Below are 25,345 nucleotides of genomic sequence, written 5' to 3'. Positions count from 1 at the left end.
ATGCTGCCGGTGACGATTCTGCGTGGGACGTTGAATGCGCGCCTGTTGCGCAATGCACTGCCGGCCTTGTCGCTGGGGGCCGTCCTTACCGCGATTTTTATTATTCAGCCGAACGCGATGAGCTATTTCGGCCTCAACCTGATGCTGCAGTACGCCGTGCCGATCGCACTTGCCACCATTGCCCAGATGTTCGTCATCACGGTCAATGATCTCGACCTGTCGATCGGCGCGTTCGTCGGCCTCGTTGCCTGTATCGGCGCCACTTATCTGCATGAGACGCCTACGCTTGGCCTGTTGATGCTGCTGGGCTGTATCGCGGTCTATGCGGCGATGGGCGCCCTCATCCATTTGCGCGATCTACCGTCGATCGTGGTGACACTCGGCATGTCCTTCGTGTGGTTGGGCATAGCGGTGCTGATCCTGCCAACGCCGGGCGGCAAGTCGCCGGAATTCATCAAGGCGCTGATGGGCGTCAAGGTTCCCGGCATCCCGTTTCCGATCATTGCGGCAGCGGCCATCGCCCTGGTCGTGCATTTGATGCTGATGAATTCGTCCTATGGCGCGGTCCTGCGCGGGGCCGGTGGCAATCCCAAGGCGTTGGCCCGGGCCGGGTGGTCGATGCTGGGCATCAAAATGACGATGTTTGCCATGGCGGGAGTCTTTGGCGTGCTTTCCGGCCTGTCGCTGGTCGGCCTCACGACCTCTGGCGACGCCCACATAGCCGACCGCTATACGCTCTATTCGATTGCCGGCGCGATCCTGGGCGGCGCTGAATTCGTCGGTGGACGCATCTCGCCAATCGGCGCCGTGCTCGGCGCATTGACCCTGACCTTGACCGGCTCGTTCCTCATTTTCCTGCGCATATCGCCGGACTGGCAGATCGGTGCGCAAGGGGCGATCCTCATCATCGTTCTCGCCTTGCGCGCGTTGATCAGCCGGGGAGAACGGCGATGATATCGATCGGCAGCGTCATCTATTTCCTGCGGACGCGAGACTGGATCTGGTCCTTTGTGGCGACCGCCGCCGTCTGGCTGGCGACCATTCTGTTCACCGGCGGGCAGGGCGGCGGCGAGATGCTGACCGCAGCACTTTCCTTTGCCACCTTCACCATCATCGTCGGCATCGGCCAGATGTTCGTCATCACGACGGGACCGGGCAATGTCGATCTCTCCATTCCGGCGACGATGGCGCTGTCCGGGGCGATCACGACCAAGATCATGGATACCCAGGACGGCATGATCCTGACCGGCTTTGCCGTCGCGATCGGTGTCGGCCTGGCGGTCGGATTGTTCAATTACGGTCTCATCCGCCTGCTGCGGATTCCGCCGATCATTGCGACGCTGTCGGCAAGTTTCCTGGTGCAATCGACGGCCATCGCCTATGGCCGGGGACTGCGCATCAAGCCGCCGCCCGCCTTGGCCGATTTTACCACCGCTGAGGTCGCCGGTATTCCCATCCTGGCCATTTGCGGGATCATTTTTACGGCGATCATGGGTGTTGTTCTGGCGCGAACCTATTACGGCCGTTCGGTCCTGGCGGTCGGGCAGAACATGCGGGCGGCGTGGCTTGCCGGTATTCCGGTCGAGCGGACGCGGCTTGCGACCTATGTGCTGAGCGCGGTGTTGGCGGCATTGAGCGGATTGCTGCTGTCGGGCTTTTCCGGGGGTTCCTCGCTCAACATGGGCGAAGAGTATCTTTTGGCCTCGATTGCGGTCGTCGTCATCGGCGGCACATCCGTGGCCGGTGGCCGCGCCAATGTGCCGGGCATATGGGGTGCCGCGCTCTTCATGTATCTTTTGGTGACGATGCTGAACACCTATGGCGCCAGCGCCGGTTTGCGTCTCATCATGACAGGCTTGATCATCATCGGCGTGATAACGCTGGCCGGGAGCGGCGCGCAGAAGCGCTGACCTTGGCTGGCCGTTTTTGACAGGAAGACATCATGGATATTTCACTGACACCGGCCAATGTGTTGCCCAACGACGGTACGGCCGGCACTTTGATCGGCCGCGCCTGGGTGCCCGGCAACCCGGCTGGCCCGAGCGTCGTGCTGGTGAGCGGCACCGAGTTGAAGGACCTTTCCAAATCCTTCGCGACCATGGCGGCCGTGCTGGCTGAAAAAGATCCGACTGCGGCGGTGCAGGCCGCCGCGGCGTCAGCGCCATCGCTGGGCAGCCTTGAAGCCTGCCTTGCCAATACGCCGAGCGGTAAACGCGACCCCCACAAACCCTATCTTTTGGCGCCGACCGATCTGCAGGCCATCAAGGCCTGCGGCGTGACATTCGCCGCCAGCATGCTGGAGCGCGTCATTGAAGAACGCGCCAAGGGCGATCCGACGGCGGCCGAAGGCATTCGCCAAGTCATCGCCAAGGAAATCGGTGGCGATCTGCGGCGCATCAAGCCGGGCTCGGCCGAGGCCGAGACGCTGAAGCAGGCCCTCATCGAGCGGGGCATGTGGTCGCAATATCTTGAAGTCGGCATCGGGCCGTATGCCGAGGTCTTCACCAAGTCGCAGCCGATGTCGGCCGTGGGAACGGGTGCGGATATCGGCATTCATCCGGAATCGAGCTGGAACAATCCTGAACCGGAAATCGTGCTGGTGATTGACCCGACCGGCCGGATCGTCGGCGCAACCTTGGGCAATGATGTCAATTTGCGCGATTTCGAAGGCCGTTCGGCCCTGCTTCTGGGGCGCGCCAAGGACAACAATGCGTCGGCTGCCTTGGGGCCGTTCATCCGCCTGTTCGACGCAACCTTCACCATCGATGACCTGCGCCAGGCGGAACTGTCGGTCAAGGTGACCGGCCTCGATCAGTTCATCCTCGATGACAAATCGTCGATGAACCAGATCAGCCGCGACGTCACGGATCTTGCCAAACAGACGTTGAGCCGCAATCACCAATACCCGGATGGGCTGGTCCTCTATGTCGGCACCATGTTCGCGCCGATCAAAGATCGCGGCGCGCCTGGCATGGGCTTCACCCACAAGATCGACGATGTCGTCACCATCGCGACGCCCAAGCTCGGCGCGCTCGTCAATCGCGTGCGCCTGACGACCGAGGTCGAACCGTGGACCTTCGGCACCGGCGCACTGATGAAAAATCTGGCGCAGCGCGGGTTGCTCTGACACTGATTGCAAGGGAGGAAAGCATGACCATTCAACATGTCGGTCTCATCGGTGCCGGGCTCATGGGCCACGGCATCGGCAAGAATATTCTGGCCAAGGGCTTCAAGCTCTCCGTCCTTGCGCATCGCAATCGCAAGCCGGTCGAGGACTTACTGGCCAAGGGCGCCAAGGAGGCGAAGAGCCCGGCGGAATTGGCGGCCGCTTGCGACATGGTGATCACGGTCGTCGGCAATTCCACCCAAATGGAAGACATCGTGCGGCGCCCGGATGGATTGCTCGCTGGATTGAAGTCCGGCGGCATCGTCGCCGATTGCACGACCGCCCAGCCGGATTCGACCGTGACGCTCGCGGCGGAAGTTGCTGCCAAAGGCGGTCGCTTTGTCGATATCCCGATGACAAGAACGCCCAAGGAAGCGGAGGCCGGGAAGCTTGGCCTGATGACGGGGGGCGATCCGGCGACGCTGCAGGAAATCCGGCCGGTCCTTGATTGCTTTGCCGACACGGTGGTCTATTGCGGCGCTGTTGGTGCTGCGCATAAGGCCAAACTCATCAACAACATGCTGTCCCTGGGTTATGCGGCGGTGACGGCCGAGGCCCTGACCGCGGCCAAGAAATCCGGCGTCGATCTCAACGCCCTGCGCCAGATCGTGACGGCGGGCGGCGCCAACAGTGTCATGTTCCAGCGCCTTGCCGCCTATCAGATCGACGGCGACAACACGCAGCTGCAATTCGCCATCGCCAATGCCCAGAAGGATGTGCGCTACTTCCTGCAGATGGCGGAAAACCTGCCGGTATCGACCTTCGTTGCTTCGGCCATCCACCAGCTCTATGCCATGTCGAATGCTGCCGGCATGGGGCAGAACTATGTTCCGGAAGTGATCGACGTGCTGACGTCGCTCAGCGACAAGGCGCTGGCAAAGGGGCGGTGATCGCGGGTGCAATGACGGAGCGCCGCTCTCTCGGAGAATGGGATTACATCGTCGTCGGAGCCGGTTCGGCAGGATGTGTCCTTGCCAATCGGTTGTCTGCCGATCCGGCGAACCGCGTCTTGCTGCTCGAAGCCGGCGGCAAGGATGATTACATCTGGATCCATATCCCGGTCGGCTATCTCTATTGCATGAACAACCCCCGCACGGATTGGGGGTTCAAGACCGTGCCGCAGGCCGGCCTCAATGGCCGTGCCTTGAACTATCCGCGCGGCAAGGTGCTGGGTGGCTGCTCGTCGATCAACGGAATGATCTATATGCGCGGTCAGGCGCAGGACTATGACGGCTGGCGGCAGCTCGGCAATCCGGGCTGGGCGTGGGACGATGTGCTGCCATACTTCGTTCGATCCGAGCGCCATTTCGCGCCGGAAGAAGGCATGCATGGCGGGGCGGGGGAATGGCGCGTTGAAGAACCGCGCATCCACTGGCCGATCCTGGATGCCGTGCGGGACGCCGCGGCAGAAATTGGCATTCCCAAAGTCGACGATTTCAATCGCGGCGACAATGAAGGCTCGTCCTATTTCCAGGTCAATCAGCGCAAGGGCGTTCGCTGGAACACCGCCAAGGCGTTTCTGCGACCGATCCTGTCGCGCCCGAATCTGACGGTCATGACCGGCGCGCTGGTCGAACGGTTGACGATCGTGGACCGGCGCGTCGACGGCCTTGAATTTCGCTTGGGCCGCGAAGCGGTGTCGGCGCACGCGCGCCAAGAGACCATCCTCGCGGCCGGCGCCATCGGCTCGCCGCATATCCTGCAATTGTCCGGCATCGGGCCCGGCGCCGTTCTGCAATCGGCAGGCATCGATGTGGTGCATGAATTGCCCGGCGTCGGCGCCAATCTGCAGGATCATCTGCAGATCAGGACGGTCTTCAAGATCACCGGCGCCCGCACGCTCAACCAGATGGCGGGCAATCTTTGGGGCAAGGCACGGATCGCCGCGGATTATGCGCTGCGGCGCCGTGGCCCGATGACGATGGCGCCGAGCCAGCTTGGCATCTTTGCGAAATCCGACCCCAGCTTTGCAACGGCGAACATCGAATATCACGTGCAGCCCTTATCGCTCGACGCCTTTGGCGAGCCATTGCATCGGTTCCCGGCCATCACCATGTCGGTCTGCAATTTGCGACCGCGCAGTCGCGGCACCGTTCAGATCGTTTCGCCCGACCCGGCCATGGCGGCGGCGATCGACCCCCATTATTTGTCGGATCCCGTTGATCGCAAAGTTGCGGCGGATTCGATCCGCCACGCGCGCCGCCTGATGGCGACACGGGCGATGGCGCCGTTTGCACCGGCTGAATTCAAGCCGGGGGTCGAATTCCAGGATGACGTGGCTTTAGCGCGGCTTGCCGGCGACATTGGGACGACGATTTTTCACCCCGTCGGTACCGCGCGTATGGGCACCGATCCGGGTGCTGTGGTGGATGCGCGATTGCGGGTTCGCGGTCTCGACCGGCTGCGCGTGGTGGATGCCTCGATCATGCCGACGATCACCTCCGGCAACACCAATTCGCCGGTGATCATGATTGCGGAGAAAGGGGCCGACATGATCCTGGCGGACCGGAACTGACCCGCCGCGCCCATATGTCGCAGCGCTGACCGCCCGAAAACGCGTGAGCGCGCTTACGCGACACCACCGCCGCTCCTTGTCCGGGCGGGGCCGCCCGTGGCATAAGTCTGTCAGTATTCTGTAAGGTTCGCCGAATGGAAGCCCCTATGCTCGATATGACCCAATACGATCCAACCCCTTATTATAATTGGTCCTATCCGAATAAGGGCGGGCTCGTTCCCGGGAGCAAGGCGCATCGCGATGCCTTTTGTCGCCTGCTGACGGACACCTATAACCCGTACAAACCGGCCGTGATCGCCTGGCCCAAACTGTCGGACGAGGAATTGGCGCGCCTTTCAAGCCTGCCGTTCTGGGATACGGCGGTCGCCATCGAAGGGCGCGCCTCGCTGCGCATGGAGTGGCAGGCGAACGTCATCAAGGATCCGCAGATTGCGGCGGCCCTCAACCTTAACGCGGCCGAAGAGCGGCGGCATAAGGAAGTGCTGCACAACATGCTGACCTTCTACCGGATCGAGCTCGGTCCGGAACCGGTTTATCTGCCGCCGCGCGACCCGGAGTTCGGATTTTTGCGCACGGGCTTTGGCGAATGCATCAACTCGTTCTTCGCCTTCGGGCTGTTTGATCTGGCGCGCAGCTCGGGCTTTTTCCCGCCGGCCCTGGTCGAGACTTTCGAGCCGGTGATCCAGGAAGAGGCGCGGCATATCATGTTCTTCGTGAACTATGTCGCTTATCGCCGCGCCGAATTGAATTTCGTCCAGCGTTGCTGGTTCGATCTCAAATGTCTGGTGGCGATCGGCGAGCAATTCGCCTCGCGTGTTTCGATGGCGATGGAAACGCGTCGTCGGCGCAAGGGGCCGAAATCGAACTTCCTGACGGCGGGTGCCACCACGGTGGCGCGCGGCTTTACCAAGCGCACCTTCTTTGAACTGTGTCTCAAGGAGAATGATCGCCGCATGCAGGGCTACGACCCGCGCCTGTTGCGGCCGATGATGATGCCCCGCTTGTTGAAGCTGGCGCTGAAGATGATGGGCTGACCCGCCGGGTTCAGCGCGACTGGCCGTCGGGCGCGCCTTTGGCTTCGGCCATGATCCATTCGCGAAACGCAGCGCATTTCTGCCATTGGCGGCGTTCAGCCGGATAGACCAGGTAATAGGCGAATTCGATCGGCTGATCGATTTCGGCGAGTTTCACCAGTCTGCCGGCGGCAAGGTCGGCTGCGGCCAGCGTTGCTTTCGCCAGCGCAATGCCACGCCCCGCGACAGCGGCTTCGAGAACAAGGCTCGACTGGTTGAAGCGCGGGCCACGGCGCCAATCGACGCCGCTGACACGGGCGGCACGCAGCCACATGCGCCAATCCGGGCAGGTCTTGTCCTGATCCGGGCTGTCGTCATGCAGCAGCGGATGACTGCGCAGCAGATCCAGTGGATGTGCCACGTTCTCCAGCAGCTGCGGTGCGCAGACCGGAAAGACGCGTTCCGCCAGCAGATGCTCGGACGTGACGCCGGGATAGACGCCGCTGCCATAGCGAATGGCGATGTCGACCTCGTCGACGGCAAAATCCACGAGTTGATCGGTGGCCAGAATGCGAACGTCGATCTGCGGATGGGCTTGCGCAAATGCGTCAAGGCGCGGCGACAGCCATTTCGATGCGAAAGAGGGGGCCACGGACAGCGTCAGCACATTCTCGTCGCTCTTTGGGCCGAGCAACGACAACGCCATGCGCAGCTGGTCGAAGCCTTCGAGGATACCCGGAAGAATCGCCTTGCCCTCGTTGGTCAGCTGCAGGCCGCGTCCGGTGCGAATGAAGACCGGAAGCCCCAGGTGATCTTCCAACTGGCGAATCTGCAGACTGACGGCAGACGGCGTCACATGCAGGTCCTCGGCCGCCGCGGCAAGGCTGAGGCGCTCGGCAGCTGCCGCGAAGGCGCGCAGCGAATTCAACGGTGGCAAACGACGGGTCTTCTCAGACATCGACATCTCTCGGGGAAATCGCTGGGGACATCAGTTTAAACTATCTACCCTATCAATTTAGTTAGGTATAGATCGTGACGTCAAGCCGGATCATCGCTCCAGCCGACCGGCCTGCAAAAAATAAAAGTTATTTCAATATATTAACAGGTAGAGGCGCGTGCCGCTGCGGCACGCGCCTCCAACAGAACGAAGATCCCTCCGACCGATCAGACGCCGGTGGCGCGCGCCAGATTGCGGGCCGCTTCTTCGACCTGGGCAAGGCGTCGGAAGCGGCTGCCGTCGAGCAGGCGGAACCGCGGATCGGCGGCAAAGAAGCTGAAGCCACCGCGCTCGCGCAGGGCGAGGCCGGCCGAGATGCCGGCGACCTCGATGGCGAAGGCCGGGATGTTTTCATTGGCCGCTGCGCGGCTGATGGAAATGTTGGACACGTGAACTCCTCCTCACCGGCTTCTGGCGTTGTTCTAAGCCGGGTCGATGACAGCAGAATGAAGCGAATGCTTCGAATGCGTTGAACGACGATTTCAACAACAGGTTCCGCCGCAACAGAGCGCGGTGATGAGGATGCGGATTTCTCGGTCAGTATTCATTTCGGGCACTCCTTCAAGAAGGGGAACCCACGACTTCTGTCGTGGCGCTTTAGCTTTGGTGTCGCGGTGCAAGCTGCTCCCGTCAAATGCCGCGGACTCGAAGGTCGTCTTTCAAGTCATCATGTGTTGCAAAGATAGCGGGCGATCCGTCGCTGCCCAAACGAGATTAACTCTGTGTTGCGAGCAGGATTCCTTGATGGTGGGCCGTGGGCTGCTTCAGTGCGCCGCGATGGGCGTCGATCTCGCCCTGAATCCAGTTGCGGAACGCGTTGATGGCGGATCTTTTGCCCCGTTCCGGCGGATAGACCAGGAAATAGGCGAACTCGATCGGCACGTCGTCATGGCCGAGGCGCACAAGGCGCCGGGTGGCAAGATCCTGCTGCACCAGCGATGATTTGGCGAGCGCCACGCCGAGTCCGCTGGCCGCCGCTTCCAAGGCGAAGATCGATTGATTGAAGCGGGATCCGCGTTGTGCATCGATGTCGCGAAGGCCGGCAGCCTTCAGCCAGCTCTTCCAATCCGGGCAGGTCTCGTCTTGATCGGGGCTGTCGTCGTGAAGGAGCGGCAGCGCACGCAGCAACTGCGCCACATCGGCATCGGCATGCGTTTCGACAAGGCGCGGCGCGCAAACCGGGAAGACCGATTCACGCATCAACAATTCGCTGGCCAAACCCGTATAGCCGCCGCGCCCGTACCGAATCGCCAGATCGACATTCTCCTTGGCAAAGTCGGTGAGATCATGCGTGGCGATCACGCGCACGTCGAAGTCGGGGTAGCGCTGGCAGAAGCTGTCGAGGCGCGGCAGCAGCCACTTGGTGGCGAAAGACGGTGCGACGGAAAGCGTGAGGATCTGTTGGTCGCTGCCCGGCTGCTCATCGATCAGCGTCGCCTGCAGGCGCGCGAACGCGTCGCTGACACCGGGCAGGATCGCCGCACCATCGGCCGTCAGCGACAGGCCACGCGGCGTCCGATCGAACAGTTTCTGGCCGAGCTCGTCCTCCAACTGACGCACCTGCAGGCTGACGGCGGAAGCGGTGACATGTAGTTCTTCGGCCGCAGCAACGAAGCTGCCGTGACGTGCGGCGGCCCAGAAAGCGCGCAGGGCATTCAAGGACGGCAGGCGGCGGATGGGTCTCGACATATCACTTCTCCCTCTCACAAAACGCGACATTTCGGGGCGTCGTCGGATCCCCTTGAAAAAGTCGTGTCGGCGAAAGGAGATTAAATCTCGATCTAGTCGATAGACAATTTAGGGTATCTTAGGCGTGAAGCGAGGATAGCTTAGTCCTAGGCTAACAATCTTAGTATTATCAATGCATTAGGATGTAATTCGTATTGATTGGCCGTTCAAATTAACGGGTCAGAAGTACTTTGCTGCCATTAATGGCGCCACTCATCCCCGGCGAATTGGCGCGCGGATGTCAGATGGTCTGATGCGATCCCGATATGGGATAGCGCCACGTCCAAGTGTTGGACTCGCCTGCGATTGCGTAACTCGACGGAGGTTTGCGTGGCAAACGTGTTCAAGACATTCAAAGTCTCGTGGCAGATCCAGTTGGTGAGCTTGGTGGCGCTCGCGGGCTTCCTCGGGATACTTGCCTACTACCTCGTCGCGGACGGGCAACGAGCGTCCGAGCAGGGGATAGCCAACCAGGCGACGGAGGTCTATGTCATCGCGCAGGATCTCCGATACGAGTTTCTCAACGCGCGCCGGCGCGAGAAGGACTTCCTGCTGCGGCTCGACGACAAATACGTCCAGCAGCATGCCGAGGTGATGCAATCCATCGACCAGTTGCTGACGAAACTGGAATCGGAAGATAGTGAGGGGGCCTATCGGGACGCGATCGCTGGAATTCGCGCTGGTGTCGCTGAGTACAGCGATGCCTTCAAGGCCACGACGGTCGAATGGGTCAAGATCGGCCTCAATGACGAATTGGGGCTGCGGGGTGAGTTGCGCAAATCAGTCCATGAGGTCGAAGACAAGCTGAAGACATTGTCATTGGACAAGATGACAATCACGATGCTGATGCTGCGCCGCGCCGAGAAAGATTTTCTGCTGCGCCTCGACCCCAAATATGTCGACGCACATGCCAAGGCCACAACGGGATTTCTCACCGATATCGATGCGGCACCTGTGGCTGCCGCCGACCGCGATCTCATCAAGAAGCTGATACAGGAATACGCGACGGATTTTCAATCGGTTGCAGCGACAAGGCTTAGCATCATCGCCGACGAGAAGAAGCTCTCCGACGCCTTTGCCAAAGTTGACCCGTTGGTCACGGAAATGATCGGCCGCATCAACACGGAGTTCACCGTTGCCAATGAACACGCAATGCAGCTCAGCGAAAAGGCGCGCCTTTGGATCACGATAGCCATCGCCGTGGTGGCTCTCATTTCCATCGTGGTTGCGGGGCTGATCGGTCGCAAGGTCGTGGGGCCGATTGCCGCGATGACCAAGGCGATGCTGGCTTTGTCCGGTGGGCGCCAGGATGTGACCATTCCGGCGACAGACTTCACCAATGAAATCGGCCAGATGGCGCAGAGTGTCGAAGTTTTCAAGAACTCGATGCTGGAGTCGCAGCGTTTGGCGAAGGAGCAGGCGGAAGCGCAACGTCAGCAGCTTGAGCGCGCCGAGCGCATGCAGGCATTGACGCGCGCATTCGACCAGGAGGTGGCGGCAGCTTTGGGTACCGTCAATAGCGCGGTCGAGGAGATGGAGCGCACGGCGGCCTCGATGGCCAATTCGGCGAAGTCCGTCAGCAGCGGTGCGGAGGCTGTTTCGGCCGGCGCCATCGAAGCGTCCTCGAACGTGCAGACGGTTGCTGCAGCGACGGAAGAACTCAACGCGTCGATTGGCGAGATCGGCAATCAGGTGACGATGTCGACCAAGGTCGCCGAGGATGCCGTGGCGGAAGCCGAGCGGACCAGCAATGTCGTGACAGGCCTTGCCGATGCGACGCAGCGGATCGGACAGGTGGTGACGCTCATTCAGGACATCGCCAACCAGACCAATTTGCTGGCGCTCAATGCGACGATCGAAGCGGCGCGCGCTGGCGAAGCGGGCAAGGGTTTTGCCGTGGTGGCGTCCGAGGTGAAGAACCTAGCCAACCAGACGGCAAAGGCCACGGAGGAGATCGGGCAACAGATTGGTGACGTGCAGGGTTCGACCACGACGGCCGTCAGCGCCATTCAACAGATCTCCGAGACCATCAAGCGGAGCCACGAAATCTCGGCCACGATCGCTGCGGCGGTCGAGGAGCAGACTGCGGCAACGCGCGAAATCGCGCGCAATGTCGAGGAAGCGGCGAAGGGGACCGAGGAGGTCACGCAAAACATCTCGCTGGTCAATGACGCAGCCCGCGCCAGCAACGAAGCGGCATCGACCGTCCGCGTTTCTGCGGGCGAGTTGGCGCGCCAGTCGGCGCAGCTCGACAAGCTGGTGAAGGGCTTCCTGGGTGATGTGCGCGCCTTGTGATTTAAGGCATTGATATAAATAGATAAAGAAAGCGTTGGTTGATCTTGCTCGCGGCATAACAACATCGAATCAACATTCGATGTGCCTTCATTGTTGACTTTTTGGCCGATCGATGGCGAATGATGGGCAAAAGAGTATGTCGCGAGGCGGACAATGCGGGAGGCGATGGCGCGGGTGGAGGCCCTGACCTGTTGGTCCGGGAAGATCCAGCCTGAGATCATCAAGGGCGGTATCACCAACGCCAATTTCCGGGTCGAGGATGCCGGTCGACGATACTTCGTCCGCATCGGCGACGATATCCCCGTTCATGGCGTCATGCGCTTCAATGAACTGGCGGCAAGCCGTGCGGCTGCCGAATGCGGCCTGTCGCCCCAGGTCGTGCATGCGGCACCGGGTGCATTGGTCTTCGAGTTTGTCGATGGCAAGACCCTCGCTGCCGAGGATGTAAGGCAGCCGGCGATGCTGGCGCGCATCCTGCCCTTGGTGCGCAAGTGTCACCGCGAAATGCCGCTGCATGTTGCCGGACCGGCTCTGATCTTCTGGGTCTTTCATGTGTTGCGCGATTACGGCCATTCGCTGAAGGCCGGCAATAGCCGACACCTCCCAACCTTGCCGCGCCTGCTCGATATCGCTGCGGAACTGGAGAAGGCTGTCGGCCCGGTCGAAATCGTTTATGGGCATAACGATTTGCTGCCGAGCAATTTCATCGATGGCGGCGATCGGCTGTGGCTGATCGACTGGGACTATGCCGGCTTCAACTCACCGCTCTTCGATCTTGCCAATCTGTGCTCGAACAACGAAGTGCCGGTGGCCGATGAGACCCGTCTGCTGGAGGCCTATTTCGAACGCAAGGCCGATGCCGCTCTGTTGCGCCGCTACCACGCCATGAAATGCGCCTCGCTGCTGCGCGAGACGATGTGGAGCATGATTTCCGAAATCCACTCGACGCTGGATTTCGACTATGCCGCCTATACCGCCGAGAATCTGGCGCGCTTTGAGCGCGCGCTCGGCGACTTCCGGAATATGTGAGGAGCAGATTATGAGTGATTTTCCGACCTCGGCACGCGCCGTCATCATCGGCGGCGGCATCATCGGCTGCTCGACGGCCTATCACCTGGCCAAGCTCGGCTGGAAGGATGTGGTGCTGATCGAGCGCCACAAGCTGACCAGCGGTTCGACCTGGCATGCTGCCGGCCTCGTCGGCCAGTTGCGCACGTCAGCCAATATCACGCAGCTCCTCAAATACTCCGTCGAGCTTTACAACAAGCTCGAAGCCGAAACGGGCCTTGCCACCGGCTGGAAGATGAATGGCGGGCTGCGCCTTGCCTGCAACCAGGCACGCATGACCGAAATCAAGCGCCAGGCGACGACGGCGCATTCCTTCGGCCTCGAGATGCATCTGCTCAGCCCAAAGGAAGCGCAGGATCTGTGGCCGATCATGGACATCGGCGATCTGGTGGGCGCTGCCTTTCTGCCGACCGATGGCCAGGCCAATCCGGCCGATATCGCGCAGTCGCTGGCAAAGGGTGCACGCCTGGGCGGTGTGAAGATCATCGAGGAAACGGCCGTCACCGGGATTGAGGTGGTGAAGGGGAGGGCGGTTGCGGTCCAAACCGACAAGGGGCGCATTGCGGCAGATGTCATCGTCAATTGCGGCGGCCAATGGGCGCGCGAGATCGGTGCGCTGGCCGGCGTCAACGTGCCGCTGCAATCGGTGCAGCATCAGTACATCGTGACCGAAGCGATGGCCGGTGTGCCGAAGAACCTGCCGACCCTGCGCGACCCCGACCGGCTCATCTATTTCAAGGAGGAAGTCGGCGGGCTAGTGATGGGTGGTTACGAGCACAACCCGATTCCCTGGCTGCCGGGCAAGGATCGCTATGCGTTGCCGGGAAATTTTGCTTTCCAGCTGCTTGAAAACGACTGGGACCATTTCGGCCAGTTGATGGAGCAGGCCCTGGCGCGCGTGCCGGCGCTGGAGAAGGCCGGCGTCAAGCAGATGATCAACGGGCCGGAGAGCTTCACGCCGGATGGAAACTTCATCCTGGGTGAAGCGCCGGAGGTGCGGAACTTCTTCGTCGGTGCCGGCTTCAACGCCTTCGGCATTGCCTCGGGTGGCGGTGCCGGCCGGGCGCTTGCCGAATGGGTCGCTGGTGGCGAGCCGCCGATGGATCTGTGGCCGGTCGACATTCGCCGCTTTGGTCAGGTGCATCGCGACAAGAACTGGGTCCTCAGCCGCACACTCGAAGCCTATGCCCATCACTATTCGATGGCCTGGCCGCATGAGGAACTGGAAAGCGTGCGGCCGGTGCGTGTTTCACCACTCTATGCCAAGCTCAAGGAACAGGGCGCGGTCTTTGGCTGGAAACTCGGTTGGGAACGGCCCAACTGGTTTGCGCCCAAGGGTGTCGAGCCGAAGGATGCTTATTCCTATGAGCGCCAGAACTGGTTCGACCATGTCGGCAGCGAGCACAAGGCGGCGCGCGAGCGCGTGGTGCTCATCGACCAGACCTCGTTTGCCAAGTTCATGCTGGTGGGGCGCGATGCCGAGGCGGCACTCACCTGGATCGCCAGCAATGACTTGGCGAAGAAGCCGGGCAGCATCATCTATACCCAGATGCTCAACCAGCGCGGCGGCATCGAATGCGATCTCACGGTCACGCGCGTGGCGGAGGATGCCTATTACATCGTCACCGGCACGGGTTATGCCACGCACGATTTCCACTGGATCTCGTCGCACATACCGGCGGGGCTCGATGCGCGCCTCATTGACGTCACCTCGGCCTATGGCGTGCTCTCTCTGATGGGGCCGAAGGCACGCGATGTGCTGGCCGCGGTAACCCCGGCGGATGTGTCGAACAATGCGTTTCCGTTCGGCACCGCGCAGGAGTTTTCGATTGCGGGCGCCATCGTACGCGCCCTGCGGGTGACCTATGTCGGCGAGTTGGGCTGGGAACTGCACATTCCGGTCGAAGCCATGGTCGCAGTCTATGAGGCGCTGTGGGCGGCCGGTGCCCAGCACGGCATCGCCAATGCCGGCTACCGGGCCATCGAAAGCCTGCGCCTGGAGAAGTTCTATCGTGCCTGGTCCTCCGACATCACGCCGGACCACTCGCCGCTCGAAGCCGGCATGGGCTGGGCGGTGAAGCTGAAGAAGAACGTGCCCTTCCTGGGGCGCGAGGCCTTGACCGCCTTGTCGCAGAAGAAGCTGCCCAAGCTGCTGGCCTGCTTCACGGTCGACGACCAGAGCGTCGTCCTCCTGGGACGCGAGACGATCTTCCGCAACGGGAAGCAGGTCGGCTGGCTGGCTTCGGGTGGTTATGGCTATACGCTCGGTACCAATATCGGCATCGGCTATGTTCGCGATCCGCAGAATGGCGTCAGTGCCGAGGACGTGCTGAGCGGCACCTATGAACTGGAGATCGCCTGCCAGCGCTATCCCGCCAAGGTCAGCCTGCAGCCGCTTTATGACCCGAAGATGGATCGAGTGAAGGCCTGATATCAGGCCGCCGTTACCTCGACTTCGATCCCGTGCACGCTGGAGCTTTCGGCCATATCGCTCTTGGTGCCGGGATTGAGGGCGTTGACGCTGAGGCCACCCGGGATGAGCTTGGGCCAGCGGCTCTTGGCGGCAAGTGCGACGCCACGGGGCAGCATGGGGGCGACCTCGACGATCATCTCAATGGCAGCCGTGGCATTGCTGACCATCACCTTGGCGCCGGCCTGTAGGCCACGTGCGGCCGCATCATCCGGGTGCAGCGTGATGTGTTCGGGGCCGAGCTTGGCCGCGATCTTCGGATCGTTATGGTAGGAACTGTTCATCAGCCAACGGGATGCGGGCGAGAGCAGGCGCAGCTTGCTGCCCGCCGGCCGCGCGTCAACCGACGGCAGCGGTACGCGCGGATGGCCGTCGGCCGCAGCCGCAGCACTGGCGAACTCGATCTTTGTCGACGGCGTCGAGAATTTGAGATCCGGGAACTGCAAGACCGGCTCCGACCAGCGCTGCACGGTACCGGCGCGCTTCAGGGTCGCGAAATCCCGCTGGCCAAGCTGGCGCGCGAGGGTATCGAGAATGGTGCCGTCGTCCTCGAACAGGTCAGGCTCTTTGAGGCCCATCGCCCGGGCGAGGCGACGGAAGATTTCCTGATTGGGCAGAGCCGCGCCCATCGGTGCCGTCGCTGCGACTTGAGCCGACACGGTGAGGTCGAAATAGGACATGACCAGATCGTCGAATTCCAGGAACGAGGCGGCGGGCAGGATGATGTCGGCGTGATCCACGGTATCGGTTGCGAACAGATCGATGGCGACGTGGAACAGCTCATCGCTGTTCAGCGCATCGCGCAATGCGGCCTGGCGCGGGTTGGAGGCCGCAATGTTGATGTTCCAGGTGACAAGCGCCTGGGCACGCGCGCGATCGCGCAGCAGGTCGACCAGATCCATATGGCTGACGGTCTGGCGCTCATTGCGGCGCAGATGCGGTGCCTCCAGGTAATCGCCATCGATGCCGCGTCGCGCGCCGCCGTTAAGATAGAGCAGGCCCGCACCTGGCTTGGCGAAATTGCCTGTGGCGGCCGGGAGGAGCCCGACAGCGCGGAACACATTGCCACCCGTCGGCTGGCGCTGCAGGCCCTGGCCCAGCCACAGCAGGGCCGGGCCGCTGCCATACATTGTGGCGGCGGCAATGATGTCGGCGGCGGCGACGCCGGTCTTTGCCTCGGTGGTCAACGGGTCGGCGGCGGCGATAAGGGGCTGCAGCTCATTCCAGCCCAGTGTATGGGCGTCGATGAAGCGCTGGTCGATCAGCTTCTCTCGGACCAGGACGTGCAGGAGGCCGTAGGCGAGGGCCGCGTCACTGCCAGGATAGGGTTGCAGATGCAGGTCGGCTTGGTCAGCCGTGTCATGGCGAACCGGATCAACGACGATGATCTTGGCCCCGGTTTCCTTGAGCCAGAATTTGTGACGATGTGGTGCCGATGCGGATGGATTGGCGCCCCAGACCAGGATGCAGGCCGCGTCCTTGGCCATGCGCGGATCGAAACCGTCGGTCGAGGTGCCATAGAGATAATTGAGGGCGGCGTGGCCGGCAGCGTTGCAGATGCTGTCCGGATCGACCTCACTGGCGCCGAGACGGTGGAAGAAGCGCTGCGGGAAGCCACCGGCGAGGGCCGAGCAGGTGCCGGTGTAGTGCGTGTGCCAGATCGCTTCCGGTCCGCTCTTGCCGATAATCTCCTTAAAGCCATCGGCGATGATGGCAATGGCTTCATCCCAGCCGATGGGCTTGTATTGCCGGCTGCCTTTGGGGCCAGTGCGCAGAAGCGGCTGCGTCAGGCGCGCCTTGGGGTCGAGATAGGCGCCATTATAGGCAATGGCACATTTGCCGCAAAGCGCGCCCCGACTGACATTGTGGTCCGGGTCGCCAAGGACCTTGACGCGGCCATCGGCCGATTTGACGACGGCGATGCCGCAGGAGTCGTAGCAATCGCGGGGACAAGTCGTTTTGATGATCGTTTTGTCTGTCATGATGCGGGAAGTCTAGCCTGCCAGCGGTCGAATGTGAACGGGACTCGCGTTCCATAACTTGACTTTGGCCGGCCCAAGCCCCGATTTTGTAGGAGAAATTGGGGAAGGCTCAGACATGAACGACCGCTCCTACATGCGCTTGATTACCGATCCGGGATTTGGCTGGATGCTGGTAACGCAGTTCCTCGGCGCATTGAACGACAATCTCTATCGCTATGTCGTCACGTTCTTCGCGATCGATCTTGCCACGCGCCAGCCCGACGGGTGGATGGCCAACACCTATGTGACCATCATCGGCGTGCTGTTCGTCCTGCCTTTTCTGGCCTTCTCCGGGCATGCCGGCCAGTTGGCGGACATCTTCTCAAAGCGATCTGTGTTGATCGTCACCAAATCCGTCGAAATCGCCGCCATGCTGCTGGGGCTCTGGGCGTTCCAGGCGCAGGACCTCAACATGATGCTGGGGGTGCTGTTTCTCATCGCCACGCACTCTACCTTCTTTAGCCCGGCGAAATATGGCTGCCTGCCGGAATTGCTGCCGCAATCCGACCTCTCGCGCGGCAATGCGTTGATCGAGATGAGCACGTTCCTTGCCATCATCATCGGCACCTGGGCGGGTGGTGCCCTCTATCAGACCGTCAGCCACGATCCGTTGGTCATGGGTATCGTCCCGCTCGTCATCGCCATTGTGGGTACCCTGGCGGCCTTTGGGATCGGCCGCACGCCGGTGCCGACGGCACCGCGGCGCTTCAGTTTCAACCCGCTGGCCGGTATCAGCACGGGCATGCGTGAATTGATGGCGGATCGCCGCCTGATGCTCACCGTGCTCGGCAATTCGTGGTTCTGGTTTTTAGCCGCCCTGGTGCAGATCTCGATCCCACTCTATGGCACCCATGAACTGGGTCTCACCGAGAGCGAAACCGGGGGCTTATGGGCCTCGGTCGCAATTGGCATCGGCGTCGGCAGCATGGTTGCCGGCCGCCTTTCCGGCTACAAGATCGAGTTCGGCTTGGTGCCGATCGGCTCTGTCGGCATGGGTATCATGGCGATGCTGCTGGTGACGGTGGACGGTACCTGGTCGGCAGTCGTGTGTCTCGGGCTGCTTGGTTTCTTTGCCGGTTTCTATACCGTGCCGCTCAATGCGATGTTGCAGCAGAAATCGGTGCTGGAAGCACGTGGCCGCATCATCGGTGCCAACAATTTTCTCAACTTCCTGGCGATCGCGATCGCCTTCGGCAGCAATCTTCTGCTCGGCAGCTTCCTTGGCCTGCAGCCGGACCAGGTAATCATGGTGGGCGGCCTGCTGAGCTTCCTGATCACCGGCTACATCTTCTATCTGCTGCCTGATTTCTTCATTCGCTTCGTCTTGTGGCTGCTGACGCATTCCATTTATCGCATCCGCATCGTCGGCGCCCAGAATGTGCCTCTCAATGGGCCGGCATTGCTGGTCTGCAATCATCTTTCCTTCGTCGACGGATTGCTGGTCGGGTCCTGCGTGCAGCGGTTCGTGCGCTTCATGGTCTATGCGCCGTTTTTCGGCATTCCGGGCCTTGGCGCCTTCTTGAAGACGATGCGGGCAATCCCGACCGGCGGCGGCAAGGTGTTGGAGCCCATCAAACGAGCGCGTGCCGAGCTCCAAGACGGCCATGTCGTCTGCATTTTCGCCGAAGGTTCCATCAGCCGCACCGGCAACATGCTGCCGTTCAAACGCGGATTCGAGCGCATCATCGACGGCATCGACGTGCCGATCATCCCGGTTCATCTGGACCAGGTATGGGGCTCGATCTTCAGCTTCAAGGACGGCAAGTTCTTCTGGAAATGGCCGCGCCGTCTATTTTATCCGGTCACGATCACCTTCGGAAAGCCGCTGCCTTCCAGTGCCAAGGCGCGTGATGTGCGCCAGAGCCTGCTGGAGATGGGGGGGGACGCCTTCCGTCATCGCCGTCAACCCGATGACCTCGTTGCAAAGCGTTTCATTCGGACCGCCAAAAGGTACTGGTTCCGCATGGCCATGGCGGATTCACTGGGACGGGAACTCAATTTCGGCCAGGCGCTGGCCGGATCGCGGCTTCTGGCGCGCTGGTTCACGCGCGAACGGGGTGCCGATAAAATGGTCGGCGTTCTGCTGCCGGGTTCTGTGGCCGCCGCCCTGGTCAATATGGGGTTGATGCTGGCGGGCAAGGTGCCGGTCAATCTCAACTTCACGATTGGTGCAGACGCCATGGAATCGGCGATCCAGCAATGCGGCATCAAGACCATCGTGACGGCGCGCGCTTTCCTGTCGAAGGTCAAGCTGGCCGAACGACCGGACATGGTCTTTGTCGAGGAGCTGCTGGCCAAGCAGAGCAAGCTGGCGCAACTGCTCATGTACATCGCCAGCATGTTGACGCCGACCACCCTGTTGCTGCGCCGCGCCGTGCCGAAGGGGCAATCGATCGACGATCTTTGCACGGTCATGTTCAGTTCCGGCTCGACCGGCGAACCCAAGGGCGTGATGTTGTCGCAGCACAACGTCATCTCGAACCTGGAGGCGATCGCGCAGATCCTGTGGCTGACCAAGGCCGACAAGTTCGTGGGCGTGCTACCGTTCTTCCATTCCTTCGGCTTTACCGGCACGCTGTGCCTGCCGCTGGTGATCGGCAATGGCGCCGTCTATCACGCCAACCCGCTTGATGCGAAGACCATAGGAGGCCTGGTGAAGAAATACCGGGCCACCATCCTGATCTCCACCCCGACCTTCTGCCAGTCCTACCTGCGCAGTATTCCGGCCGAGGATTTCAAGAGCCTGCGCCATGTCGTCGTCGGCGCCGAGCGGCTGCGGCCGGACCTTGCCGCAGCGTTCAAGGACAAGTTCGGCATCGACATGCTTGAAGGCTATGGCGCCACGGAAATGGGGCCGGTCGTCTCGGTCAACGTCCCCAATGTGATGGGGGTGGGCGAAAACCAGACGGGTCACAAGCCGGGTACCGTCGGGCATCCCGTGCCGGGCGTCGCCGCCCGGATCGTCGATCCCGACACGTTCGAAGATCGCAACGAAGGCGAGGAAGGCCTGCTGCTGCTCAAAGGGCCCGGCCGCATGGTGGGTTATCTCAACAACCCGGCCAAGACCGACGAGGTCATCAGGAACGGCTGGTATGTCACCGGCGATATTGCCGTGTTGGACGAGGACGGCTTCATCCGCATCACGGACCGATTGTCGCGCTTCTCGAAGATCGGCGGCGAGATGGTGCCGCATCTCAAGGTCGAGGAGGCCATGCTGCGCATCCCCGGGGTCAATGGCGCCAATGTGACTGCCGTGCCGGATGCGGCCAAGGGCGAGCGGTTGGTGGGCTTTTACCTGGCCGATGAAAGCATGGGGGCGGAGTTGGTGTGGCAGGGGCTCAATGATGCCGGCCTGCCAAAGATCTGGGTTCCGAAGGTTGCCGATCTGCATCGCCTGGATGAACTGCCGGTGCTGGGCACCGGCAAGACCGATCTCAAGCGATTGAAGTCGATGGCGCTAACCCTTGTGGCGCAATAGGCGAAAGACCAGCGGTGCCGCGACCACGATCATGAAGATGCGGACCACATGGTGGCTGGAGACATAGGCAGCATCGACGCCGAGGGCGAGGGCGATCAGGCTCATTTCCGCCAGCCCGCCGGGCGAGAAGGCGAGCAGGGCCGAGCCAAAGGGGACGCCGGCCGTGGCATCGACCGCAAAGCCGAACCCGGCCGCAACGATCAGCAGAACGGCGGTCGCCCCGACAGCCAATAGAATGCCGCGCAGGACCAGGCGCAAGGGCAGGCCCGTGAACCGCGCGCCGATCATGGAACCGACGACGATCTGCGCTATGGCGACCAGTTCGGCCGGCGGCCGCGAAGCCGTCACGCCAACGACATGCAGGAGCGCGCTGACGATCATGGGACCGACCAGGGCATAGGCCGGCATGCGCAATTTCCTGGCGCCAAAGAATCCGAGCACGCCTGCGCCGCCCAGCCAGAGCAGATCGACGATGTCGAGGGGCAGGCTGGCGGCAGCGGCGCTGGCACCAGTTGGCGTATAGCCGCCAAGCCAGCGATAACCGAAGGAGAGCACGAACACCGCGACAAGAATTCGGGCGCCATGCGCCAAGGAAATGCGTGCCTCATCGCCGCCAAAGGCACTGCCGGCAAGGATCATCTCCGACAGGCCGCCGGGGGCGGCGGCAAAATAAGCTGTGACGGCATCGTAGCCGGCAAAATGGATGTAATAGAGGCGCACGAGATAGGTCGTGACGACGACATAAAGTGCCAGCCACAGGAGGCTGATGGCCCAGTTCTGCAGATGATCCAGCATCTGGGGGGAAAAGGCACTGCCCAGCATGATGCCGAGGATGGCGACGAAGACCATGCGGACGCGCGGCATCATCGCAATCCGGACACCTGAGACGGCCGCCAGGGTGGTAAGGGTCATTGCCCCCATCATCCAGGGCAGCGGCAAGTGCAGCAGGTAGAAGACGCCACCCCCCAATGCCCCCAGCACCAAGCACAAAATCCTGGCGCGGATGGGGGGCGAGAAGGGCAGGGGCATCAGTGGATCAGATCTCTGCTGTTGCTTTCAGGCCTTCGAGCACGGCTTCCTCCGCCGTGCGCGGTGTCAGGCAATCGCCGATCACATACATTTCGCCGCCCCAATCGGCAAGCTCGTCTTCAAGCTCGCTTTGCCGCTCGTGCCCCAGCGACGTCACCAGCGTATCGATCCCCTCGAAAATGATCGGCTCGGCGCTGGTCGCATGCTGGAAATATGCCGTATCGCCGTCAATGCCATAAAGGCGCGCATAGGGGATGATCTCCACATTGAGCTTGTGCAACTCGCCCACCCAATGATCACGGACATATTGGTGGATGCGCTGGCCCGCCATATAGCCGTCGACGCACAGCCGCACATGGCAGCCGGCACGCGCGAGCTTCTCGGCCAGGCCCATGCCGATCCAGTCGCAGCGCCAATCCGCAATCACGACCGAGTGGCCGATATTGGCTTGGTCGCGGATGACATCCCACGCCGTGACGACATGACCGCCATCGACGCCCTCGATGCCGGCGCCGGCCGCCGATCGCGGCTTGGCACCGGTCGCGATGATGACGGCGTCGGGCTTTTCAGCCTCGATCAGCACGCGAGTGACTTTCGTTCGCGTGCGAATCTCAGCACCGCCCAACTGAACTTCGCGGGTGAGGTTGGTGATGATGCCGCCGAATTCAGCGCGGCTTGGCAGCATCTGGGCGAGCAATGCCTGGCCGCCGAGACGCTCACCTGCCTCGCACAAGATGACCTCATGGCCGCGTTCGGAGGCGACGGCCGCCGCCTTCAAGCCACCTGGGCCGCCACCGGCGATCAGGATCTTCTTCTTCCGAACGATCGGCTTGCGCGTCCCATAGGTGAGTTCGCGGCCAGTCTCGGGATGCTGAATGCAGGAGATCGGATAGCCCAGATGAAAATGCCCGATACAGGCCTGGTTGCAGGCGATGCATGCCCGCACATCCTCCAGCTTCCCGGCCTCGGCCTTTCGCGGCATGTCCGGGTCGCAGATCATGGCGCGGGTCATGCCGATGAGGTCGGCCGAACCGCTGGCCAGGATCTTCTCGGCGTCTTGGGGCTGGTTGATGCGACCAGCGACAAGGACCGCCGCCTTGACCTTGGCCTTCACGGCGGCCGCGAAAGGCGCCACATAGCCGTTGGCGATTGCCATCGGCGGGGCAATGTGCACGGCGCCCCCGAAACTCGCCGACGATCCGGCGATCACATTGAAATAGTCCATGACATCGTCGAGTGCCTGGATTGCCAGGAGGCTTTCGCTCTCCTGCAGGCCGTCATGGTCCTTGTCGTCGCCGCTGATGCGCAGGCCGATGACCAGGTCGGGGCCGACCTTGGCGCGAATGGCCTGGGCCACCTCGCGAATGAAGCGCAGGCGATTCTCGAAACTGCCGCCATATTCGTCGGTGCGCAAATTGGTACGTTCGTTGAGGAATTGCGCCGGCAGATAGCCGTGGCTCGCTACAATCTCGACGCCATCGAGCCCGCCTTTTTGCAGGCGCAGCGCCGCATCGGCATAACCGGCGGTGATTTCCTTGATCATGCCCCGCGACATCGGCCGCGGCATGACGTGGAAGCGTTCATTGGGTACCGCCGAGGGAGCGTAGGCGACCGGTGCCGTCCCGTCCTGGCTTTCCATGATCTCGCGGCCGGGGTGGAAAAGCTGGCCGAAAATCTTGGTGCCATAAGGTTTGCAGGCAGCGACGACATCCTGGTAGCCGGGAATGCAATCATCGGTCGTTGCCATGATGAGGTGCGAGGTATAGCGCGCTGTCTCATGGACGCCAGCCACCTGCATGATGATGAGGCCGGCGCCGCCTTCCGCCCGTGCCTTGTGATAGGCGGCCAGCCGCTTGTTCGGGGTTCCGTCCGTCGGCATCGTCGTATCGTGCCCCGTCGAGAAAATACGGTTCTTGATCTGACAGTTGCGAATGGTGAAGGGCTGGAACAGGTGGCTGAAGGCGGTCATATTCTGGCTCGTTCAGGTGAGCAGGCTGGAACTGCCCGGGAACCTATCCCGGCTCAGCCCGGCTTTGAAGGGCGATCTTGCGTCGCTTTAGCGCTAAAACGGCAAAAACGGTTGACTCCTTGGCGCTTTGCCGCTGATTTGGCGCCAATCAAGCGACCTGTCCGCCATTCGAATGAGGCTTTCATGATTCCGCGCTATTCCCGTCCCGAAATGACCAAGATCTGGGACCCGGAAAACCGCTTTCGCATCTGGTTCGAAATCGAAGCCCATGCCTGCGACGCGTTGGCCGAACTGGGCGTTATCCCGAAGGAAGCGGCAGCTGAAATCTGGGCCAAGGGCAAATGGGAGGTTGACCGCATCGATGAAATCGAGCGCGAAACCAAGCACGACGTCATCGCCTTCCTGACCAATCTTGCCGAACATGTCGGCCCCTCGGCGCGCTTCGTGCACCAGGGCATGACATCCTCGGACGTGCTGGACACTTGCCTCGCCGTGCAGTTGAAGCAGGCGGCCGATCTGTTGCTGGAAGATCTCGACCGGCTGCTGAAGGCCCTGGAAAAGCGCGCCTTCGAACACAAGTTGACGCCGACCATCGGCCGCAGCCATGGCATCCATGCGGAACCCACCACTTTCGGCCTGAAGCTCGCGTCGCATTACGCGGCCTTCGCCCGCGCCAAGCAGCGTCTGGTGGCGGCGCGTGACGATGTTGCGACTTGTGCCATTTCCGGCGCCGTCGGCACCTTTGCCAATATCGATCCGCGCGTCGAAGCGCATGTCGCACGCAAGATGGAGCTGAAGGTCGAGCCGGTCTCGACCCAGGTCATCCCGCGCGACCGGCACGCCATGTTCTTTGCCGTGCTGGGGGTGATCGCGGGTTCGATCGAGAATCTGTCGATCGAAGTGCGCCATCTGCAGCGCTCGGAAGTGCGCGAGGCGGAGGAATTCTTCTCGCCCGGGCAAAAGGGCTCCAGCGCCATGCCGCACAAGCGCAATCCGGTTCTCTCCGAGAATCTGACCGGCCTCGCGCGTGTCGTCCGGGCGTCGGTCAATCCGGCGCTGGAGAATGTGGCGCTGTGGCACGAGCGCGACATCAGTCATTCCTCGGTCGAGCGCGTGTTCGGGCCGGATGCCACGATCGCGCTGGATTTTGCACTCAATCGCCTGGTCGGCCTGGTCGAAAAATGGATCATCTATCCCGAGAACATGCAGGCCAATCTCGACCGCTATAGCGGGCTGGTGCATTCGCAGCGTGTGTTGTTGGCGCTGACCCAGGCGGGCATGAGCCGCGAGGATTCCTATCAGGCCGTTCAGCGCAACGCGATGAAGGTCTGGCTCGAGGGCAAGGACTTCATGACCGAGCTCAAGGCCGACGGCGAGGTGACGAAGCGTCTGTCGACGCAGCAGATCGAGGAATGCTTCAACCTTGACTACCACTTCAAGCACGTCGACGACATCTTCCAGCGGGTCTTTGGTCACTCTTGATACGCTGATTGGCTTTTGCGCGGCGCATCCGGTCCCTGAGACAGATGCGCCGCGTATTTTGGCGCGCTTGAATTCCGGACCGGCAGCCATCATCGACTGGCGCGAGCGCGGCGT

Annotated in this window: 17 protein-coding genes; 11 read left to right on the top strand and 6 right to left on the bottom strand. The window is 61.8% G+C overall.

The features are described from left to right. From SMD31_RS00325 to SMD31_RS00300, 6 genes are all read left to right on the top strand, one after another. Complete coding sequence (locus SMD31_RS00325) at positions 1-954, top strand: ABC transporter permease (protein ID WP_320500984.1); 954 nt, start codon at positions 1-3, stop codon at positions 952-954. Next, the gene (locus tag SMD31_RS00320; RefSeq protein WP_320498515.1) at positions 951-1,910 is read left to right on the top strand and encodes an ABC transporter permease; all 960 of its coding nucleotides are present in this window, start codon (positions 951-953) and stop codon (positions 1,908-1,910) included. The genes SMD31_RS00325 and SMD31_RS00320 overlap by 4 nt, the downstream gene beginning before the upstream one ends. Positions 1,911-1,942: 32 nt before the next feature. Further along, positions 1,943-3,127 carry a fumarylacetoacetate hydrolase family protein gene (locus tag SMD31_RS00315; protein WP_320498512.1) on the top strand — a complete coding sequence of 395 codons (1,185 nt, stop codon included), beginning with the start codon at positions 1,943-1,945 and terminating at the stop codon, positions 3,125-3,127. A 23-nt stretch (positions 3,128-3,150) separates the two neighbouring features. Further along, positions 3,151-4,056, top strand: coding sequence for an NAD(P)-dependent oxidoreductase (locus tag SMD31_RS00310; protein ID WP_320498510.1), 906 nt, complete (start codon positions 3,151-3,153; stop codon positions 4,054-4,056). 11 nt (positions 4,057-4,067) lie between these two features. Continuing rightward, entirely contained in the window at positions 4,068-5,681 is a 1,614-nt protein-coding gene (locus SMD31_RS00305) for a GMC family oxidoreductase (protein WP_320498508.1), read from the top strand. A 146-nt stretch (positions 5,682-5,827) separates the two neighbouring features. Beyond that, entirely contained in the window at positions 5,828-6,715 is an 888-nt protein-coding gene (locus SMD31_RS00300; RefSeq protein WP_320498506.1) for a ferritin-like domain-containing protein, read from the top strand. 10 nt (positions 6,716-6,725) lie between these two features. On the opposite strand, the gene gcvA (SMD31_RS00295) is transcribed toward SMD31_RS00300, so the two are convergent. The 3 genes from gcvA (SMD31_RS00295) to gcvA (SMD31_RS00285) form a co-directional block, all read right to left on the bottom strand. Further along, a complete protein-coding gene (gcvA, locus tag SMD31_RS00295; protein WP_320498504.1) occupies positions 6,726-7,652 on the bottom strand; it encodes a transcriptional regulator GcvA in 927 nt (308 codons plus the stop codon). A gap of 206 nt (positions 7,653-7,858) precedes the next feature. Further along, positions 7,859-8,080 (bottom strand): hypothetical protein, encoded by a 222-nt coding sequence (locus SMD31_RS00290; protein WP_320498502.1) that lies wholly within the window; start codon positions 8,078-8,080, stop codon positions 7,859-7,861. Between the two features lie 325 nt (positions 8,081-8,405). Continuing rightward, complete coding sequence (gene gcvA / locus SMD31_RS00285) at positions 8,406-9,380, bottom strand: transcriptional regulator GcvA (protein ID WP_320498500.1); 975 nt, start codon at positions 9,378-9,380, stop codon at positions 8,406-8,408. A 369-nt stretch (positions 9,381-9,749) separates the two neighbouring features. Between gcvA (SMD31_RS00285) and SMD31_RS00280 the strand changes: the two genes are divergently transcribed. The 3 genes from SMD31_RS00280 (at position 9,750) to SMD31_RS00270 (ending at position 15,213) form a co-directional block, all read left to right on the top strand. After that, positions 9,750-11,714, top strand: coding sequence for a methyl-accepting chemotaxis protein (locus SMD31_RS00280; RefSeq protein WP_320498498.1), 1,965 nt, complete (start codon positions 9,750-9,752; stop codon positions 11,712-11,714). A gap of 165 nt (positions 11,715-11,879) precedes the next feature. Continuing rightward, a complete protein-coding gene (locus SMD31_RS00275; RefSeq protein WP_320498496.1) occupies positions 11,880-12,743 on the top strand; it encodes a choline/ethanolamine kinase family protein in 864 nt (287 codons plus the stop codon). Between the two features lie 10 nt (positions 12,744-12,753). After that, positions 12,754-15,213, top strand: coding sequence for a GcvT family protein (locus SMD31_RS00270; RefSeq protein WP_320498495.1), 2,460 nt, complete (start codon positions 12,754-12,756; stop codon positions 15,211-15,213). A gap of 2 nt (positions 15,214-15,215) precedes the next feature. Here the strand turns inward: SMD31_RS00270 and SMD31_RS00265 are convergent, their stop codons facing one another. Continuing rightward, positions 15,216-17,234 carry a molybdopterin-containing oxidoreductase family protein gene (locus tag SMD31_RS00265; RefSeq protein ID WP_320498493.1) on the bottom strand — a complete coding sequence of 673 codons (2,019 nt, stop codon included), beginning with the start codon at positions 17,232-17,234 and terminating at the stop codon, positions 15,216-15,218. Between the two features lie 115 nt (positions 17,235-17,349). Between SMD31_RS00265 and SMD31_RS00260 the strand changes: the two genes are divergently transcribed. After that, the gene (locus tag SMD31_RS00260; RefSeq protein ID WP_320498492.1) at positions 17,350-20,751 is read left to right on the top strand and encodes an acyl-[ACP]--phospholipid O-acyltransferase; all 3,402 of its coding nucleotides are present in this window, start codon (positions 17,350-17,352) and stop codon (positions 20,749-20,751) included. On the opposite strand, the gene SMD31_RS00255 is transcribed toward SMD31_RS00260, so the two are convergent. Both SMD31_RS00255 and SMD31_RS00250 read right to left on the bottom strand, forming a co-directional pair. Beyond that, positions 20,731-21,780, bottom strand: a complete 1,050-nt coding sequence (locus tag SMD31_RS00255) for an AbrB family transcriptional regulator (protein WP_320498491.1) — start codon at positions 21,778-21,780, stop codon at positions 20,731-20,733. The two genes, SMD31_RS00260 and SMD31_RS00255, sit on opposite strands and share 21 nt — an antisense overlap. A gap of 7 nt (positions 21,781-21,787) precedes the next feature. Then, positions 21,788-23,749 carry an oxidoreductase gene (locus SMD31_RS00250; RefSeq protein ID WP_320498489.1) on the bottom strand — a complete coding sequence of 654 codons (1,962 nt, stop codon included), beginning with the start codon at positions 23,747-23,749 and terminating at the stop codon, positions 21,788-21,790. Positions 23,750-23,932: 183 nt separating this feature from the next. Here SMD31_RS00250 and purB point away from each other — a divergent pair, with 183 nt between their 5' ends. Next, on the top strand, positions 23,933-25,231 hold the full coding sequence (purB, locus tag SMD31_RS00245) for an adenylosuccinate lyase (protein ID WP_320498487.1): 1,299 nt from the start codon (positions 23,933-23,935) through the stop codon (positions 25,229-25,231). Positions 25,232-25,345 lie beyond the last annotated feature (114 nt).

It is taken from the genome of Dongia rigui (assembly GCF_034044635.1).
Lineage (GTDB): Bacteria > Pseudomonadota > Alphaproteobacteria > Dongiales > Dongiaceae > Dongia > Dongia rigui.
This window is presented reverse-complemented; position numbering and strand designations above follow the sequence as displayed.